The 16,777-nt window shown below is 41.0% G+C and carries 16 protein-coding genes and 2 pseudogenes; 7 read left to right on the forward strand and 11 right to left on the reverse strand.

From position 1 onward, the window contains the following. Positions 1-38: 38 nt before the first annotated feature. The 5 genes from aroL to gpt all read right to left on the reverse strand — a co-directional run bounded on the left by aroL (position 39) and on the right by gpt (position 5,026). On the reverse strand, positions 39-563 hold the full coding sequence (aroL, locus tag OO184_RS11900; protein WP_265379364.1) for a shikimate kinase AroL: 525 nt from the start codon (positions 561-563) through the stop codon (positions 39-41). Between the two features lie 176 nt (positions 564-739). Continuing rightward, positions 740-1,993 carry a glutamate-5-semialdehyde dehydrogenase gene (gene proA / locus OO184_RS11905; RefSeq protein WP_265379365.1) on the reverse strand — a complete coding sequence of 418 codons (1,254 nt, stop codon included), beginning with the start codon at positions 1,991-1,993 and terminating at the stop codon, positions 740-742. Positions 1,994-2,002: 9 nt separating this feature from the next. Then, positions 2,003-3,106: a glutamate 5-kinase gene (gene proB / locus OO184_RS11910; RefSeq protein ID WP_049583361.1), complete on the reverse strand. Its 1,104-nt coding sequence runs from the start codon at positions 3,104-3,106 to the stop codon at positions 2,003-2,005. A 196-nt stretch (positions 3,107-3,302) separates the two neighbouring features. Continuing rightward, positions 3,303-4,550, reverse strand: coding sequence for an esterase FrsA (gene frsA, locus OO184_RS11915; protein ID WP_265379366.1), 1,248 nt, complete (start codon positions 4,548-4,550; stop codon positions 3,303-3,305). 14 nt (positions 4,551-4,564) lie between these two features. Then, positions 4,565-5,026, reverse strand: a complete 462-nt coding sequence (gene gpt / locus OO184_RS11920; RefSeq protein WP_088372523.1) for a xanthine phosphoribosyltransferase — start codon at positions 5,024-5,026, stop codon at positions 4,565-4,567. 224 nt (positions 5,027-5,250) lie between these two features. Between gpt and pepD the strand changes: the two genes are divergently transcribed. Further along, a complete protein-coding gene (gene pepD / locus OO184_RS11925; RefSeq protein ID WP_265379367.1) occupies positions 5,251-6,711 on the forward strand; it encodes a beta-Ala-His dipeptidase in 1,461 nt (486 codons plus the stop codon). Between the two features lie 52 nt (positions 6,712-6,763). On the opposite strand, the gene dinB is transcribed toward pepD, so the two are convergent. Continuing rightward, positions 6,764-7,819, reverse strand: a complete 1,056-nt coding sequence (gene dinB, locus OO184_RS11930; RefSeq protein WP_265379368.1) for a DNA polymerase IV — start codon at positions 7,817-7,819, stop codon at positions 6,764-6,766. Between the two features lie 243 nt (positions 7,820-8,062). Here dinB and OO184_RS11935 point away from each other — a divergent pair, with 243 nt between their 5' ends. The 4 genes from OO184_RS11935 to OO184_RS11950 all read left to right on the forward strand — a co-directional run bounded on the left by OO184_RS11935 (position 8,063) and on the right by OO184_RS11950 (position 13,026). Next, positions 8,063-10,390 (forward strand): TonB-dependent hemoglobin/transferrin/lactoferrin family receptor, encoded by a 2,328-nt coding sequence (locus OO184_RS11935; protein WP_265379369.1) that lies wholly within the window; start codon positions 8,063-8,065, stop codon positions 10,388-10,390. 537 nt (positions 10,391-10,927) lie between these two features. Further along, complete coding sequence (locus OO184_RS11940) at positions 10,928-11,560, forward strand: alanyl-tRNA editing protein (protein ID WP_265379370.1); 633 nt, start codon at positions 10,928-10,930, stop codon at positions 11,558-11,560. A 55-nt stretch (positions 11,561-11,615) separates the two neighbouring features. Continuing rightward, positions 11,616-12,386, forward strand: a complete 771-nt coding sequence (locus tag OO184_RS11945; RefSeq protein WP_265379371.1) for a 2OG-Fe(II) oxygenase family protein — start codon at positions 11,616-11,618, stop codon at positions 12,384-12,386. 1 nt (position 12,387) lies between these two features. Further along, positions 12,388-13,026: a LysE family translocator gene (locus tag OO184_RS11950; protein ID WP_265379372.1), complete on the forward strand. Its 639-nt coding sequence runs from the start codon at positions 12,388-12,390 to the stop codon at positions 13,024-13,026. Between the two features lie 1,362 nt (positions 13,027-14,388). Here OO184_RS11950 and OO184_RS11955 read toward each other — a convergent pair. Beyond that, positions 14,389-14,550, reverse strand: a complete 162-nt coding sequence (locus OO184_RS11955; RefSeq protein ID WP_265379373.1) for a hypothetical protein — start codon at positions 14,548-14,550, stop codon at positions 14,389-14,391. A 207-nt stretch (positions 14,551-14,757) separates the two neighbouring features. On the opposite strand from OO184_RS11955, the gene OO184_RS25460 reads away from it, so the two are divergent. After that, positions 14,758-14,877, forward strand: a complete 120-nt coding sequence (locus OO184_RS25460) for a DUF7706 family protein (RefSeq protein WP_446500468.1) — start codon at positions 14,758-14,760, stop codon at positions 14,875-14,877. Between the two features lie 59 nt (positions 14,878-14,936). Here OO184_RS25460 and OO184_RS11960 read toward each other — a convergent pair whose 3' ends face one another. The 3 genes and pseudogenes from OO184_RS11960 to OO184_RS25210 all read right to left on the reverse strand — a co-directional run. Beyond that, positions 14,937-15,398, reverse strand: coding sequence for a hypothetical protein (locus OO184_RS11960; protein ID WP_265379374.1), 462 nt, complete (start codon positions 15,396-15,398; stop codon positions 14,937-14,939). A 7-nt stretch (positions 15,399-15,405) separates the two neighbouring features. Next, positions 15,406-15,762 carry a hypothetical protein gene (locus tag OO184_RS11965; RefSeq protein WP_265379375.1) on the reverse strand — a complete coding sequence of 119 codons (357 nt, stop codon included), beginning with the start codon at positions 15,760-15,762 and terminating at the stop codon, positions 15,406-15,408. Further along, positions 15,735-15,822, reverse strand: a pseudogene (locus OO184_RS25210) (RHS repeat-associated core domain-containing protein); the annotation flags it as partial. The gene OO184_RS11965 and the pseudogene OO184_RS25210, both read right to left, overlap by 28 nt. A gap of 238 nt (positions 15,823-16,060) precedes the next feature. Between OO184_RS25210 and OO184_RS25465 the strand changes: the two are divergent. Next, the gene (locus OO184_RS25465; protein ID WP_446500469.1) at positions 16,061-16,111 is read left to right on the forward strand and encodes a hypothetical protein; all 51 of its coding nucleotides are present in this window, start codon (positions 16,061-16,063) and stop codon (positions 16,109-16,111) included. 45 nt (positions 16,112-16,156) lie between these two features. Here the strand turns inward: OO184_RS25465 and OO184_RS25545 are convergent. Beyond that, a pseudogene (locus OO184_RS25545) lies at positions 16,157-16,771 on the reverse strand (DUF8309 domain-containing protein). Positions 16,772-16,777 lie beyond the last annotated feature (6 nt).

Here is a 16,777-nt window from a genome sequence, read left to right on the forward strand (position 1 = left end):
ATATTCCTATCTCTTTAATAAAGAATACTAAAATAGTGTCAGGAGATTATTCCAGAAAGAATCATTTCTTTCACATAAGCTGTAATTTTTTCCGGTGAAAGTTGCGCATTAATAATATGATTTGCACACTCACAGTAGAGATTCTCTCTGGCGGCAAGCACTTCCTCCATCTCTTCAACAATAGATTTTCCCGTTAAACTAGGACGCTGGGTATTTTCTGGTTGCTGCATTAATCGCTCAGCCAAAACACTCGCTGAAGCTTGAAGATAAATCACCGTGCCATTTTGTCGCATATATTGGCGATTTTCAGCGGAAAGAATAATCCCTCCACCGGTAGAAATAACACGATTATTTTGACTAACTTGTTGTAAAGCTTGACTTTCTAATTGCCGAAATTGTTGCCATCCTTGCTGGTTAACAATATCCGCAATAGTCATGTTGCTGGTTTGTTGGATATAGTGATCAGTGTCAATAAATGTGTACGATAATTCATTGGCTAATAATTTTCCAACCGTCGTTTTTCCTGCCCCACGTGCACCTACAATAAACAATATTTGGTTCACTGCCTGATATCCTTGATAAATTTCATCGTTAAAAATATATTAACGCCTATAGTAACCAGAACTTTACATCAACGTAAAATTAAAAGTTAACATATACGGTAAAAGCTACCCCAAAAGCATGATCTTACCGAAACTTCAATATAATCAGACACGCTTCTGAGGTAACAATAAACAAATTACTTACGGATTAAATCATCCCCATAACCAATCCATTTATACGTAGTCAACGCATCTAATCCCATTGGGCCACGGGAATGCAGTTTCTGCGTGCTAACGGCAACTTCCGCACCCAAGCCAAACTGGCCGCCATCAGTAAAGCGAGTGCTAGCATTCACATAAACCGCAGCAGAATCAACCTGACGAACAAAATAGTCAGCATTATGCAAAGATTGAGTCAAAATAGCATCAGAATGGGACGTACCATATGTACGAATATGATCAATTGCCTGTCCCATATCACTGACAATTTCCACATTCATATCCAGAGATAACCACTCATCACGGTAATCTGCTTCCATGACATCCACGACCTTAGCAGGTCCATCTTTCAAAAACGCCATTGCTGATTTACTCGCATGCAGAGTAACTCCCTGCCCTTCCATGCTCTTGCTCAATGCAGGCAGAAAATCAGCCGCAATCTTCTGATGTACCAGCAAAGTTTCTAAAGCATTACAGGCACTTGGGCGTTGTACCTTAGCATTAGTGATTATAGTTAATGCCTTATCAAAATCAGCGCTTTCATCGACAAAAGTATGACAAACGCCAATTCCGCCCGTAATAACTGGAATAGTCGATTGCTCACGACACAGCTTATGCAACCCTGCGCCACCACGTGGAATCAACATATCCACATAGCGATCCATTTTCAGTAACTGAATAACTAACTCACGATCCGGTTTATCTATCGCCTGCACGGCTGCGGCAGGTAATCCACTCTGTTCAAGTGCCTGTTGAATAACTTTCACTGTCGCTTGATTGGTGTTGTGAGTCTCTTTACCACCACGCAAAATAACCGCATTACCGGTTTTCAAACACAGAGATGCAACATCAATAGTGACATTAGGACGTGCTTCATAAATCACCCCGACCACACCTAACGGTACACGGCGACGCTCCAATTTCAAGCCACTGTCAAGCAAACTGCCATCAATGACTTCCCCTACCGGGTCGGATAAATGACATACCCGACGAACATCATGAGCTATCGCGGTCAAACGTTCCGGCGTCAATAACAGACGATCCAACAATGCTTCGCTCATGCCCTGTTCACGGGCCTGAGCCATATCAAGCTGATTAGCTTCAAGAATGATTGCACTTTCCTGCTCTAGCAAGTCTGCAATGCGGATTAATGCCTGATTTTTCTGTTTTGTACTTAGCTGTGCCAGTTGCCATGCAGCTTCCCTGGCAGCCTTTCCCATTTGTTCTAACATTATGAATCCTTAACTCACGATCATGTCATCACGATGAACCGCAACAGCACCATATTCATAACCGAGAATTTGGCTTATCTGTTGTGAATGGCGGCCTGCAATTAAACGTAGAGCATCACTGTTATAACGGCAAACACCATGTGCCAAATCCTTACCAGACAGACTACGAATGCAGATAACCTCTCCACGGGAGAAATCACCTTTAATATTTTTAATCCCTTTCGGTAATAAAGAGCTGCCTTTTTCGCAGATTGCTGTTTCAGCACCATGATCTACAATAATTTCACCCGCTGGAGGGGCGCCAAAAATCCAACGCTTACGATTTTCCATCGGGCTTTCCAACCCATGAAAGCGAGTACCTACCGGATTACCTTCAATGACATCAGAGATAACATCAGGTTTATTACCCGCGGCAATAATGACATCAATACCCGCACGACCTGCAATTCCCGCAGCTTGAAGTTTAGTTGCCATTCCTCCCGTCCCTAAACCCGAAATGCTATCACCGGCAACCATACGTAATTCATCGCTGATGTCATAAATTTCCGGGATAAGTTTTGCGTCTGGATTGTTACGCGGATCAGCGGTATACAGCCCTTCAATATCCGTCAACAATAGCAACTTATCTGCTCCCCCCAGAATTGCCGCTAATGCAGATAAATTATCATTATCACCAACTTTAATTTCCGCCGTCGCAACTGCATCATTCTCATTAATGACAGGCACAATGCGATTATCGAGCAAAGCCTGTAAGGTATCTCTGGCGTTTAAAAAACGTTCGCGATCTTCTAAATCCGCCCGAGTCAGTAACATTTGCCCAACATGGATACCATAAATAGAAAAGAGCTGCTCCCACAACTGAATCAACCGGCTTTGACCGACTGCCGCCAGCAATTGCTTGGATGCAATTGTTGCAGGTAGATCCGGATAGCCCAAATGTTCCCTCCCTGCCGCAATAGCACCGGAAGTCACAATAATAATGCGATGACCTTTTTCATGTTGCTGAGCACATTGCCTTACCAGTTCTACAATATGAGCTCGATTCAGGCGACGAGAGCCGCCTGTCAGTACACTCGTCCCCAGTTTCACAACCAATGTTTGGCTGCTATTCATCATATTTTTGCCATTAGATTTTAATTAAAAAAACAGTGCTCAGTTTTAACAGGAGAGACGCGTTATGCCAACAGGCATAATGCTAAATTGAAAAAATAGGAGTTTAAAACAAACCTATGCGGTTCACTTTATCCGAAAACGCATGAAATCTTCATAAAATAAAGCAGTTAACAATCAACAAGTAACGGAAATTTCATTAACAGACTTTATTTTTCAACCATTGACTGATCTCCCGTAACGCCTTATTGAAACTGTTATAAACAGGCGTTGTCGGAACAGCCAGTAATTTACTATCCATTGATGACATTGCTATCAGCTTAGATTCTTCTTTCGGGCTGAAAATATCATTCTGCCAGTAACCCGCTAACATAGGAACGGAACAACGCCGACCTAACAAACCTTGTTTTTTAAGGGAGTAACAACCGAGTTCGAGGCGAAGTGCATTTTCATCCACATTATTAATACCCAATCTGCTAGCAAACATATCAAGGTACATCGAAGGTGAATTTTGTTGACGCTCAACACTACTGAGCCACTCATGAACCATAGCGCCAAGAGTTGCAACGCCCTTGATACGTTTAGATTCCAAATAGGCCAACCGGACAGCAATATTGGCGCCAAAGCGAAAACCAAAGAGGCCAATTCTAGTGTGATCAATCCAGGGAATTTCATCCAGTTGATGGATTATTTGTTGATGGAGAATACAGGTATCCTGTGTCAGCCTCAGACGTGAAGAGTAACCAATCGAAGGCATATCCACAGTTAACATCGCAAATCCAAGCGGCGCCAGATAATCACGGAATAGCCGATAATAATCGCTTTGCAAATTATCCAAACTGCCACAAACCAAAATGGTTGGAGAAGGCCTTTGCAGTTGCTGAGGCAGGTGAAGGAAACCGGTCACACAACCCCCTCCCTTGAGTTTGAACTCTATTTTCCTCGACTGATAGCCAGAGCAACGAACCGCATTTTCATAAGCTTTATTGGCCAAAACGACGGCCTGCTGAGACAACTCATCTCCCTTAAGATGGGGATAACCGGCGATGCTATACAAGTTAGCCGCTTTCAACCAGAAATTGCCGGCTTCTGGACTCTGCTCTGCCCGCAACGCTTTCTGTTGCCACAACATCGCCTGATGTGACCACTCAAAAATCCAGTTACCTTTACGATACCCAATCACAGTATCCAGTAAATTATCATCACTGCGCTGCGCGTTTGTCATGGCAATCCGACATAACACTTCTTCTATTTCAAACGGATCAATTCCTCGCCAAATCCACATCAGCCGGTTAATCATGCGATACCAGCTACCATGACTGTTGCCATCCAACGTACTGTAATTACCCGCAATTAATCGGGGATGGCGGTGTTTTACCAGCGTGGAAGTTTCCTGATGTTTTTGTCTTGGCTTAAAAAGTGATTCTGAAAGGTTCTGGTTTGCCATAACAAATGCTGATTTTATTTACCTTCACAAATTGGCGGAACGAATACAACACCCATATCCCAAGGTTGCTCGATCCAAGTATCTTGAGGAATATCAACAATATAATCATCAACCAGAGGGCGGCCCGCCGGTTTTGCAAAAATAGTCACAAAATGGGCTTTGGGATACATTTCACGGATGGCTTGAGCGGTTCCGCCAGTGTCAACCAAATCATCCACAACGATGAAACCTTCACCATCACCTTCTGCTTTTTTCAGAACTTGCAGTTCACGTTGATTATTATGGTCATAGCTGGAAATACAGACTGTATCGACATGACGAATACCCAATTCACGCGCTAAAAGCGCGCCGGGTACAAGACCGCCGCGACTAACGGCAATGATGCCTTTCCATTGTTCGACAGGAAGTAAACGTTGCGCCAATTTACGGGCATGTATTTGCAACATATCCCAGGTTACGACATATTTTTCGCTCATAGAAATTGATCCCGACAACTTAAGAATACTTTAGAAAAGCATCTCGCAAAAAAAGTTGCGCGAATTATAGTGACTTAGGTCTGTAAAAACTAGCGGAAACAGGGAATTGATGAATCGTATTATTCTTAACAAAAGTAAAGTGGTATTCTGAACCCAATAACATCATGGCGTTAAGCGCTCATCATATAGAAACTTAATTGAGATGCAGTCATAGGAGATTCGTCGTGTCAGAACTATCACAATTATCCCCTCAACCTCTATGGGACATCTTTGCCAAAATCTGCTCTATTCCTCACCCTTCTCATCATGAAGAAGCGCTGGCGACTCACATTGTGCAATGGGCGCAAGAGAAAGGATTGCATGTTGAACGTGATCAGGTTGGCAATATTCTGATCAGAAAGCCAGCCAGTAAAGGCTTGGAAAATCGTAAAGCAGTTGTTCTGCAAGCACATCTTGATATGGTGCCGCAGAAAAACAACGATACAGTGCATGACTTCATCAAAGATCCTATCCGTCCTTATATTGATGGCGAATGGGTTACGGCCCAAGGTACAACTTTAGGAGCAGATAATGGCATTGGGCTGGCATCAACATTAGCAGTGCTGGCTGATGACAATGTAAAACATGGCCCGCTAGAAGTTTTATTGACCATGACGGAAGAAACTGGCATGGATGGCGCTTTTGGCCTGCAATCAGGTTGGCTACAAGCTGATATCTTAATCAATACCGATTCAGAAGAAGAAGGCGAAATCTACATGGGGTGTGCTGGCGGTATCGATTTCACCACCACTTTAGCACTGACTCGTGAAGCAGTTCCGACTAACTACAAAACAGTAAAACTGACAATCAAAGGTCTAAAAGGCGGTCATTCCGGTTGTGATATTCATTTAGGGCTAGGCAATGCCAACAAACTATTGGCACGATTCCTGGCCGCCCACACTCAGGAATTGGCGCTAAAACTCCTCGACTTCCAAGGCGGTACGTTGCGTAATGCTATTCCACGCGAAGGCCATGTTATTGTTGCTATCCCTGCCGATAAAGCAGAACAGCTTACCCAATTGAAAGACAAATACTTAGGCATACTGAAAAATGAATATGCCATCGTTGAGAAAAATCTGACTGTCTTGCTGGAAGAGGTTGAAACCAATATTCAGGCATTAACTGATGACTGCCAAAACCGTTTTATCTCTCTGCTAAATAGCGCACCTAATGGTGTTATCCGCATGAGTGATGTCATCAAAGGTGTAGTAGAAACCTCACTAAACGTGGGTGTTGTAGCTATGGAACAAGATAAGGTCAATATTATTTGTTTAATCCGTTCGCTTATCGACAGCGGTAAATCTTATGTCATAGGCATGCTTTCTTCGCTGGCTAAACTCTCAAAGGCTGAGATCTCCGCTAAAGGTGACTATCCCGGCTGGCAGCCAGATGCAAATTCTCCAGTAATGCATTTAGTACAGGAAACTTATCAACAACTGTTCGATAAGACACCCAACATTATGGTGATCCACGCAGGATTGGAATGTGGTCTGTTTAAAAAACCTTATCCTGATATGGACATGGTATCTATCGGGCCAACTATCACCGGCGCTCACTCCCCTGACGAACAAGTTCACATTAAGAGTGTTGGGCAATACTGGCAACTGCTGACCGCAGTCTTGAAAGCCATTCCTGAAAAGGCTTAATCAGTTCTCCCCTGCCTCGATGTGATGGCAGGGGAATTACCATTCAAGCAAGTTACCATTCAAGTAAGAGTTGCCGCTCAATTTCTGGGTCCTGCAAAGCCACGTGCAAACCAACTAAACGAACGCCGCGCCCTTCCCGGCGAGATGTCCATGTTTTCTGGGCCAATTGCAGTAAATCCTGCTTATCCAATAGTGGATGAACATGTTCCTGAGTTGTGAGTTGAAAATCATCAAATTTCAATTTAACCCCCTGACGGGCAATCCGCAGATCAGGTTTAACGTTACTCAATCGTTTTTCCAATTCCAGATATAAACTTTCTATCAGTTCAGTGCACTGTTCCCATTGATGAATATCTCTCGCAAGTGTCCGCTCCACACCAATTGATTTTCGCAGACGGTCTGGATTCACCAATCGTTCATCAATCCCGTGACAACGATCCCAAAGTACCTGACCAAATTTCCCCAACTGTTTCACCAAAACAATGACGTCATATTTTTGTACATCAGAACAGGTTTCCAGCCCCATATTAGTCAGCCGTTGCACCATGACTTTGCCAACCCCCGGAATTTTCCCCAAAGGTAACACCTTAACAAAATCAGCCACTCGTTCAGGAGGAATGACATATTGCCCGTTTGGTTTATTAATATCAGAAGCGATTTTTGCCAAAAATTTCACCGGTGCAATACCGGCTGATGCCGTCAATTGCAATTCATCAAAAATGGATTTACGGATCTCCTGTGCGATAAGCGTGGCAGATCCATAACAATGATGGCTATCAGTAACATCCAGATAAGCTTCATCTAACGACAGAGGCTCTATCCACTCAGTATAACGAGAAAATATCTGACGAATATGCTGGGAAACTTCCCTATACAGCGCCATACGCCCCGGAAGAACTTTAAGCTGAGGACAGAGTTTCAGCGCCATTGCAGTAGACATTGCACTACGTACCCCAAAACGACGGGCAGGATAATTAGCTGTACTAATAACACCCCGCTTGTCTGCGCTGCCGCCCACCGCAATGGGAATATGACGAAGTGACGGATCATCTCGCATTTCAATAGCTGCGTAGAAGCAATCCATATCAATATGAATAATCTTTCGCATTCTGCTTTAGCCTATCAACAATGACTGTATAAACATACATAAAAATAGACTCAAGAGCAATCTGGTAACAACATCAGAACCACTGTTAAAAGATACTTCTAGCTCAGATTTGAAAATATCTTGATCAACAAAATAATTAATTAATACCGTTATTAATTTTTTACTGCCCGATTCCTTGCGTTAAGTGACCTATCCTGTAAGTGCAACTTTTCTATTTAACGACATTCCAGGATGGTTATGACAATGAAAAATAGCGGGAAACCACAAAAAACCTTAGCTACAGCGACGACACAGCCCATTAATCGCACTCTTCATTATGCTTTATCAAGCATAATTATGCTGAGTACTGGCCTGCCAGGTTATCTGGCTGCACAGGAAAATGGCGATCAAAAAACAAGAGAAAAATCGGAAAAACCAGAGAAAGTCATCACACTTTCTACACTTTCTGTTATTGGCGGATTGAATAACAGCGTCAGTGCCGGAAGCTCAGTATTGAAAAAAGAGGATATTGAACGTACCCAGGCAGATAATATCGCCGAGCTGCTCGATCAACTCCCCGGCGTTGCTATGTCAGGATCGCCTCGTCCAGGCGGCCAAACTCTGAATATCTGGGGAATGGGCGACACAGAAGACGTCAAAGTCACCTTGGATGACGCCCCGAAAGGCTTCGAGAAATATCGCCAAGGCTCTATCTTTATTGAGCCCGAATTAATCAAACGAGTCGATGTCGATAAAGGCCCACATAATCTACTGGATGGTAATGGCGGATTTGGCGGAACAGTTAAAGTTGTCACCAAAGATGCCAGTGATTTATTACGGCCGGGAGAGGATTTTGGTGGATTGCTGAAATACAGTTATCACACCAATGATCGCCAAAATATTTATAGCAGCGCAGTCTATGGCCGGACAATAGAAGGTTTCGCTGACGGCCTGTTATATATGAGTAAACGAGATGGCGGCAATATTAAACGACCAGATGGCACCCGCTTTGTTTTCTCTAAAAGCGATCAAGCATCGTATTTATTGAAAACGAATTTTTACCTGAACGATGCTAATACATTGACACTTTCCGCTATGCGTTCTGATTCTGATGGTTGGCAGCCGTGGGCAGCAAAACGCGATAAAATAAATATACCTTCCGAATACGATATTAACAAATATGGTTGGGATGAAGCTTGGCGTCGTAAGCTGGTTTATCGTGATCAAACAGATCAAAACTACACCGCTAAATGGAACCTTGCACCGGAAGATAATCCATTACTTAATCTGACAGCAACTTATGCTTATTCCAAAACAGAGCAACATGACAAACGCCCAAAGGATTTAACAAATTCATATTTTGCCTCTCTGGGAAATGAAAGCTGGATTAACTACGTAGATAATCTGGCGGATATAAATAATGAGAGTGTCTTTAACACTGGGGCAGTAGAACATTCATTACTCGTTGGAGCTCGTTGGCATAAAAACCAACGCAACACCCTTATGAACGACAAAACCAAAAATAAGGAACCTGATTATAATTATGGTTATTTCCAACCAAACTATATGCCATCAGGAGAACAAACAACCCACAGTTTTTATTTACAAGACGCAATGACTATTGGCAGCGTAACCGTAACACCGGGTATTCGTTATGACCATATCAAAAATACCGGTAAGAAAAATATTGCATCTATTTATAATAATCAATCTCCAGAAGTAGGCCACGATTACAGCAGTGTTACCTATACTGGCTGGTCTCCTCATTTAGGCGTCATATGGAAAGCAACACAAAATCTGTCACTATTTTCTGATTTCAGCCGTACATGGCGTGCTCCAGTGGTAGATGAACAATATGAATTACAACGAGCAGGTACAACCATTTCTGCCACCAGCCGTAATCTGGATGTAGAAAGAATAACCGGCTTAAGATTCGGTGCAATTCTGGATTTCAACAACTTGTTGACCGATCAGGATAATTTACAAATCCGAACAACGCTATTCCGTAACCGAGGAAAGAATGAAATATTTGTTCGTCATGGTAGTGTACTGTGCGAAGCACAAGCTAATGGCGCTCCTATATCAGCTTGTAAGAAACCGATATCCGTTTATGGTAATTTTCCTGGATATACCATCCAAGGGCTAGAAATCGAAACCTTCTATAATAGTAGCTACTTATTTGGCAAACTCTCTTTCTCAACAATGCGTGGGCAAAGAGACGCATCTCCAGTTAATCCGTGGTGGGGAAGTAAAACTTGGATTGCTGAAGTTCCACCAACTTCCGCTCACGCCATGTTAGGTGTAAAAATCCCTCAATGGCAAATGGCGATGGGATGGACTGGTGATTTTATCCGTAAACAAGACCGCTCACCCACAGATAGCGATCCAAGAGCAGGTTACTGGGCATTACCAAAAAGCAAAGGTTATGCACTACACGGCTTATTCGCCAGTTGGCAACCCAATTTCTGGCAAGGTCTTGAAGCGCGTGTCACGGTAAATAACCTGTTTAATCGGGATTATCACCCATACCTCGGTGAATCGGTTTCCGGGATTGGACGTAATATTAAATTCAGTATCTCCCAGAAGTTCTGATCTCCCACCTGATAGTTCCCTCGGCTTGAGGGAACTCAGACTGCTAACCATTCAGCTCTCTAGGTTTCTTTCTCACCCTGACGCTGAAATATCGCAACTGACTGTTCTTCTAAAAAATCACACTTATTTAGTTGAATTAATTATTAACTTTATTTAATAATCATAATTACCTTGATTGATAAAATAGTCATTTCTTTATTGAAAAATGTATGTTGTCGTCAGAATGGACACCTGTTAAATTAAGACTCTTGTTATTTTATCGTATGGTTCATCTTATTTAGGTTTTTTAAGTCACATGATTTAACCATTCTTTTAACATACTTATTTATATGAATTTTTTCTTAATTTATATCTTATAGCAAGAAATGTTAATTGATATCTCCATGTGTACACCGTCAGAATTATTATTTTTTTCCGCCGACAAAAAAACACACTTCATAAATTCCACAGAAATCAATGCCTATTTTTCTGGTGCTTGAACTTACTATCTTTATCAAATATCATTAGATATATTTTACTATGCCGCGAAAATAGAATATGACGGAACGTATTTATCTGTCCAGTCAGGTACTAACTGGTGATATTGAGGTAATTGATTGTATGCCTCGCGATGATGGTCGTTATGCCGTATGGCTGAAATCTACTATGTTTCACCCTCAAGGTGGTGGTCAGCCTAGCGATATAGGCTGGATCAATGAAGTGGAGGTCGTTCACGTTTCTATGGAAGACGGCGAAATCGTTCATCTAACCATAGAGCCAGTAGCACCGGGAAGCGCTTTTGCCCGTGTTGACGGTGAACGTCGCCAATTACATTCGCGGCTGCATTCTGCCGGACATCTTATTGGGCATGTGGTTGAGCTTGCGATGTGGCGCCCAATTAAAGCTCACCACTGGCCGGGTGAAGGGAGAATAGTATTCAAGCCGGGAGTGGATGCTCAAAGTGTATCGGCAGAGTATATACAGATGATCTGTGAGAACTATATTACAAAGGATTTACCGTGCAGAGTGACTTTGAGAGACGATGGACTCCGAGAAGTCAGCTTCGGTCATTTTACGCCTTACCTCTGCGGTGGTACCCATGTGACATCGCTAGGGCAACTGGGAGGCATCAGAGTACAGGAGGTACAGATAAAGAAGGGTAATCTAATAGTTCATTATGATGTGGTTTGATGGCTAACCACATTGTTTCAGCGCATTATAGGTAACGATAAGGAGCAAGGATAATATGATTATAGAAACTGATCGTCTTGATGCTACTTATATAGAAAAACTTGCTGATCAGGAAGTTTTGGCCATTCGAGTAAAGCAATTTGTTCCTAGTGTTTTAGCGACGCAACTGGGTAAAAAAATACTGGGGCATGGATTTGATAAATATTTGAATGCACCGAGCATAGGACGGATTGGAATGGCATTTTATGAAGCAGAAAATGAACCACCTCGTGTAGCTGATTATTTTGAAAGTGTGTTTAAAAACATCAATGACTTGCGGCAACGCTGTTCGCCTTATCTATCTCCGATGGATCTGCTGAGGTGTACTCTGGATGAGATTTGGTCTGCTGGCGCTCAACTAGAAACACTTTATGGAAAGAAAATGTATGTGGGGTTGTCGAGGGTGATTAGACCTGGGGTTACCTTTCTTGCTGATCACGACATTTTTGCTAAGGATGCCCCAGATAGTTTCAGAGCTAAGAGTCTACAAGCACAGTTTGCGGCTAATATTTATCTTGCTATGCCCAGTGAAGGCGGCGCCTTACAGATCTGGAAAGATAAACTTTCTCCCGAAGAGTTTGATTCTATGCGTGGTAACAGTTATGGCATTGAGCCTTCCTTGCTTGGTAAACCAGCACTGGAGATCCAACCGGGTGTGGGTGATCTTTTGATCTTTAACTCCCAATGTATGCACGCCGTGACTGCTGGCGTAGACGATCTACGTTTGAGCTTGTCATGTTTTATTGGTTACCGCGGAGCGGCAAACCCGCTGTCATTCTGGAGTTAATATGTTGTATAACTATTGGGGGGAATTTCTAGGACTGGCGGTGATTCATTTTCTGGCAGTGGTAGCACCGGGACCAGATTTCGCGGTTACCATACGACAAAGTGTGAGGTTTGGTCGCTGGGCTGGGATGTGTACGGCAGTGGGTATCGGAGCGGGAATATCAGTACATGTCATCTATACACTCGTGGGGGTTAGCGCGTTGATGCATACCACTCCGTGGTTAATGGAATTAGCAAAACTTATTGGGGGAACTTACATCATATGGCTCGGTATCAAATTTATCAGGAGTAAACCTACCGATTTGGCTGTCTTAGAGAGTGAAGGAATTGTTCAAACTTCACAGAGTAGCTGGAAAGCATTTCTGATGGGGTTTATGACAAACGCCCTTAATCCTAAGGCGACGTTGTTCTTTTTGGCAGTTTTCACGACGGTGGTGAGTAGCAATACACCTATCCCGATACAAATATTTTATGGGGTGTGGATGTGTATGGTCAATGCGGTATGGTTTGTATTAGTCAGTGTTATTTTTTCTAATATATTGATTCGTAATAAATTTATACGAAAAGGGTATTGGTTCGAGCGGGTGATGGGACTGGTGCTGATCGGATTTGCTATTCGGTTATTATTTATGTCTGTTTGAATTTCTCCAAAATAGGGATTGGCAACGAACGTCCCAATACTGATATACAACTTGTTAGTAATAGGCGAAATGATTACTGTAATCAGCATAAAAAGATATATACCCTATGGATTTCAAGATGCAACGCGACAGCAAGGGAGTGAATCTCCGGGAGCATAACGAACTATGTAACCGGGGTGAGCAAGTGCAACCAACAAAGAGGCAACTTGAAAGATAACGGGTATATTTACGATTTTATGTAATTGCCATTCCACTTTAAAGGTGGTTGCTTAGGCGGCCACCAGATTAAATTATAAAGCAATATTGCCGACTAGATGATCAATCGATTTCCTTCTAAAGAAAAATTGCTGATAGCTGTTGTTAGACAGGAATATATGAAAATGCTTTATTGCACCAACGATAGTAAAAATCTGGCAGATTAATCAGCCAGAAAGGTTATAACGGTTAAACGGGTATTTAAACATTTAAATAAAACCGTAGAAAAACAACGTTATTGGAATGATTAAATCAGTGTAAAACAAATTTAAATCCGTTTATTTAAGGTGTTGATTTTGCATGATTTAATCGGTTTGTAAAAAAATTTATCCCCCTATTAAAAACGTTATTAAAGTCGGTTCCTTTGGGATAATAAATTTCCTGATTAACCTATTAATATTCTTATTTGATTTTCTTCGGGATATATAATCATTAACAAAACCAATTTTTTCTTATTTTTCACTTATAGCTTTATGATAGGTAGGTTTTAAACTGTTATTAAAAGTCATTATTTTAACCGTTGTTTTTACCACCTTTAATGGCTGATTTTTATTAATTTTAATCATCATGGTATACCGTGTTTTACATTTCACAAACGTTAATCATACCCGCATTTTATCTTTACTGATTCTGCTTTACCAGCAATCCTGAGTAGTTTTTACCTGATGATATAAAGATACTCTTTTATGTTTTTTCGGATAATATTCTTTTTCTCGCTGATTTCTTTTCAATTTTCTGTTAATGGTTAATGGATTTCGATTAAATTTGATTAACGTATTTTTAAAAAACTGCACTTATAGTTAAATCCGTCTTTTATATAAAATCTTTAATATTTCTGTTTTTTTCTTTTAAATGGTTATAGCCAGTTAGGTAAAAATAAGCGGAGGATAGCATTGCCGATAAATGAATTAAATATGGATGTGAATAGGTCGTTAAAGGGAAATGCAGGTAAAAAGATAAAATGAATACTTTTAAAAGGGTGATATCGAGTAAAACGATTTTTATTCCGATAGTTTTCTTATTTTTTAATTAAAAATTCATTTAATGAATGGTTTTCATTGAACTATTTTTGTAAATATAATCGTTTTTCCATTTCCTGCCTTATATTTAAATTTTCCTATTTTCATTAAATTGATACTCGGATTTTCTCGTTTTTCCTTTTTCCTTTTTCCTTTTTCCTTTTTCCTTTATTTGATTTTTAGGCTTAAAACCAAAGAGGGTAATAGACATATTACTGATATGAAAATCAAAGCCCATTTCTTTAATCATTTTTAATACTGCTAAATGCTATTGTTATTTTTTCGCTATGCGGTTAACTCTGTTAAATGTTTTAATATAATCTCATTCAGTTGACTCACATTGAAGCGCTAAATAACTTTCCAAAATGGTGCTATACCTTATCTACCAACAACCATATGTATAACAATGAGTTGAATAAAACCATGTGTAGCGGAATTATGAAACCTTATTTAGTTTTTGCCCAACTGGACGGAAATACTCGCCTGTATCGTGAATGATGAGGAAGCATACCAAATCAAAGCTGCGATCTCTAAGTTCCAGTCCGCGCTGGCGTACCGTGGCTATGCGCCACGGTAGATCATGAATAAAATCGGAAGGATCTGGGAAGATCTTTCCGGTTATTTATGAAGTCTAATTTACACTATTGAATAGCTTATATTCTTGCATTTTATATTTATTATTGCGTCTGTAAATATAATTTCATGCATTAAGAAATTATCACTTGATAATAATATTTCATCAATTAGCCAATCTCCATGAGAATAATCATCATCAGGCCACTCACATTTTTTCTTTTCAATAGAATAAGTAAATACATTAGAATAAAATAATTCTATAGTATTTTCATAGGCACCTAATAACGAGATATGAATATTGTTTACTCTAAAGTCCCCCAAACTCTCTTCTAAAATGGATAAATTTTTTATTCTAGAATCGTGAGGGCATCTCTTATCACTATGATCATAATGCCAACTTGCTCTCATAAATTGCAATGCTTCGTCAGGAATAAACTCACTCACATTATTCACATAATCAGGATAACCTGAACTATCCATTGTATATCCATCTTTATTCTCAATGAGTTTTATTATTTCCATAGTATCATTAACATCCCGCACGTCGGTTATTTCTGATTTTTTCAGAATATTCTTTAATAGATTTCCTGCTACCAGGAGTACCTTTCTGAGGAAGTTTTCCTATTTTTCTCAATTCATCAACAGAAATACCGTTTAATGTATCAGAAACATTTTTAGGAACTTTAACCTCATTCGCGATAGTTCCATGCTTATTAAAGAAACCATCAGGCCCATATATACCAACCTCTTTTCCGCTTGGAGCATATACATGAATTTCAAATGAAGTTCCACTACCAACATTAAATCTATCTATTCGTCCTTTGTAGCCGTCAGGCAAAGATAATGGTGCTTTAGGGGCCAACCCCCAAGGGTCGATCCACATCATCGGATTGGGGGCATATTGATATAAGTTCAGGCCCCCATTCAGCCCTAGCGGGTCTTCGGCACTATCCCGACACCATCATACAGGTTAGCGGACTTTTCCCCCTGATTTAGCAGCCTTTTTCTCCGCCGTTTTTTCCCACCCTGTTAAAGAGCATGCCAACTCGCCCCGACGGGCATTTTGCCGATTTTAGCTCACTTTTTCCCCGATGTCAGTGCCGGGTTTCAGCCCCGTTTTCCTGCCGGAACCGGGTGTTATCGGGAACCCGCGACGGCGGGGCACATACCAAATCAAAGATGCCATCGGGAAGCTCCAGTCAGCGCTGGCTTATCGTGGCTATGCGCCACGGTAGATCATAAGCAAACCGGAAGATCGCGGAGATCTTCCGTCTTTTATATTATCGTAGCGGTACTGGTAAACGACTGGTTAATGGCCTTAATTGCTCCCTGTCATCCCACAGTCCCGGAAATACTTCGAATTTCAGGTCGTCACGGTTAATTCCGGTATCAAAATAGCGGCACAAACGTTCTCTTAGCGATTCATGTCCCCACATATTGGTTAGTTCATATTTTTCAATGAGTTCCCGATCTTCTGGTAACGAAAGATCTTCTTTAATAATAGGAGCCTAGGTAACACTTATATTACCATCTGGACCAAGATCAATTAATTTACCGCCCATAAATAAAAAGTCCCCTTTTTTTCCAAGATAACTCCCTACATCCATAGAACTATAAGGCTTTATCCAATATGGTTCATAAGGTTTACTACTTAAGATAACGGATTTATCTTTTATTTTTTCTTGTACTAGATACTTATTAATGACATTACCAACAAACACACGAAATAAAGGAGTGATATCATTTAAATCAACATCTTTCCATATACCATCCATGTTACAGATATTATAAAATCTCATTGCTGGACTGGTCAGCATTTGCCCTATGGTATACAAGTTATCCCGTAATTTAATATTAACCAGATCACCCGATTTCCAGACAATTCGTTTCACCATTTGATC

Source organism: Photorhabdus aballayi (assembly GCF_026153155.1).
GTDB classification, from domain to species: Bacteria; Pseudomonadota; Gammaproteobacteria; order Enterobacterales; family Enterobacteriaceae; genus Photorhabdus; species Photorhabdus luminescens.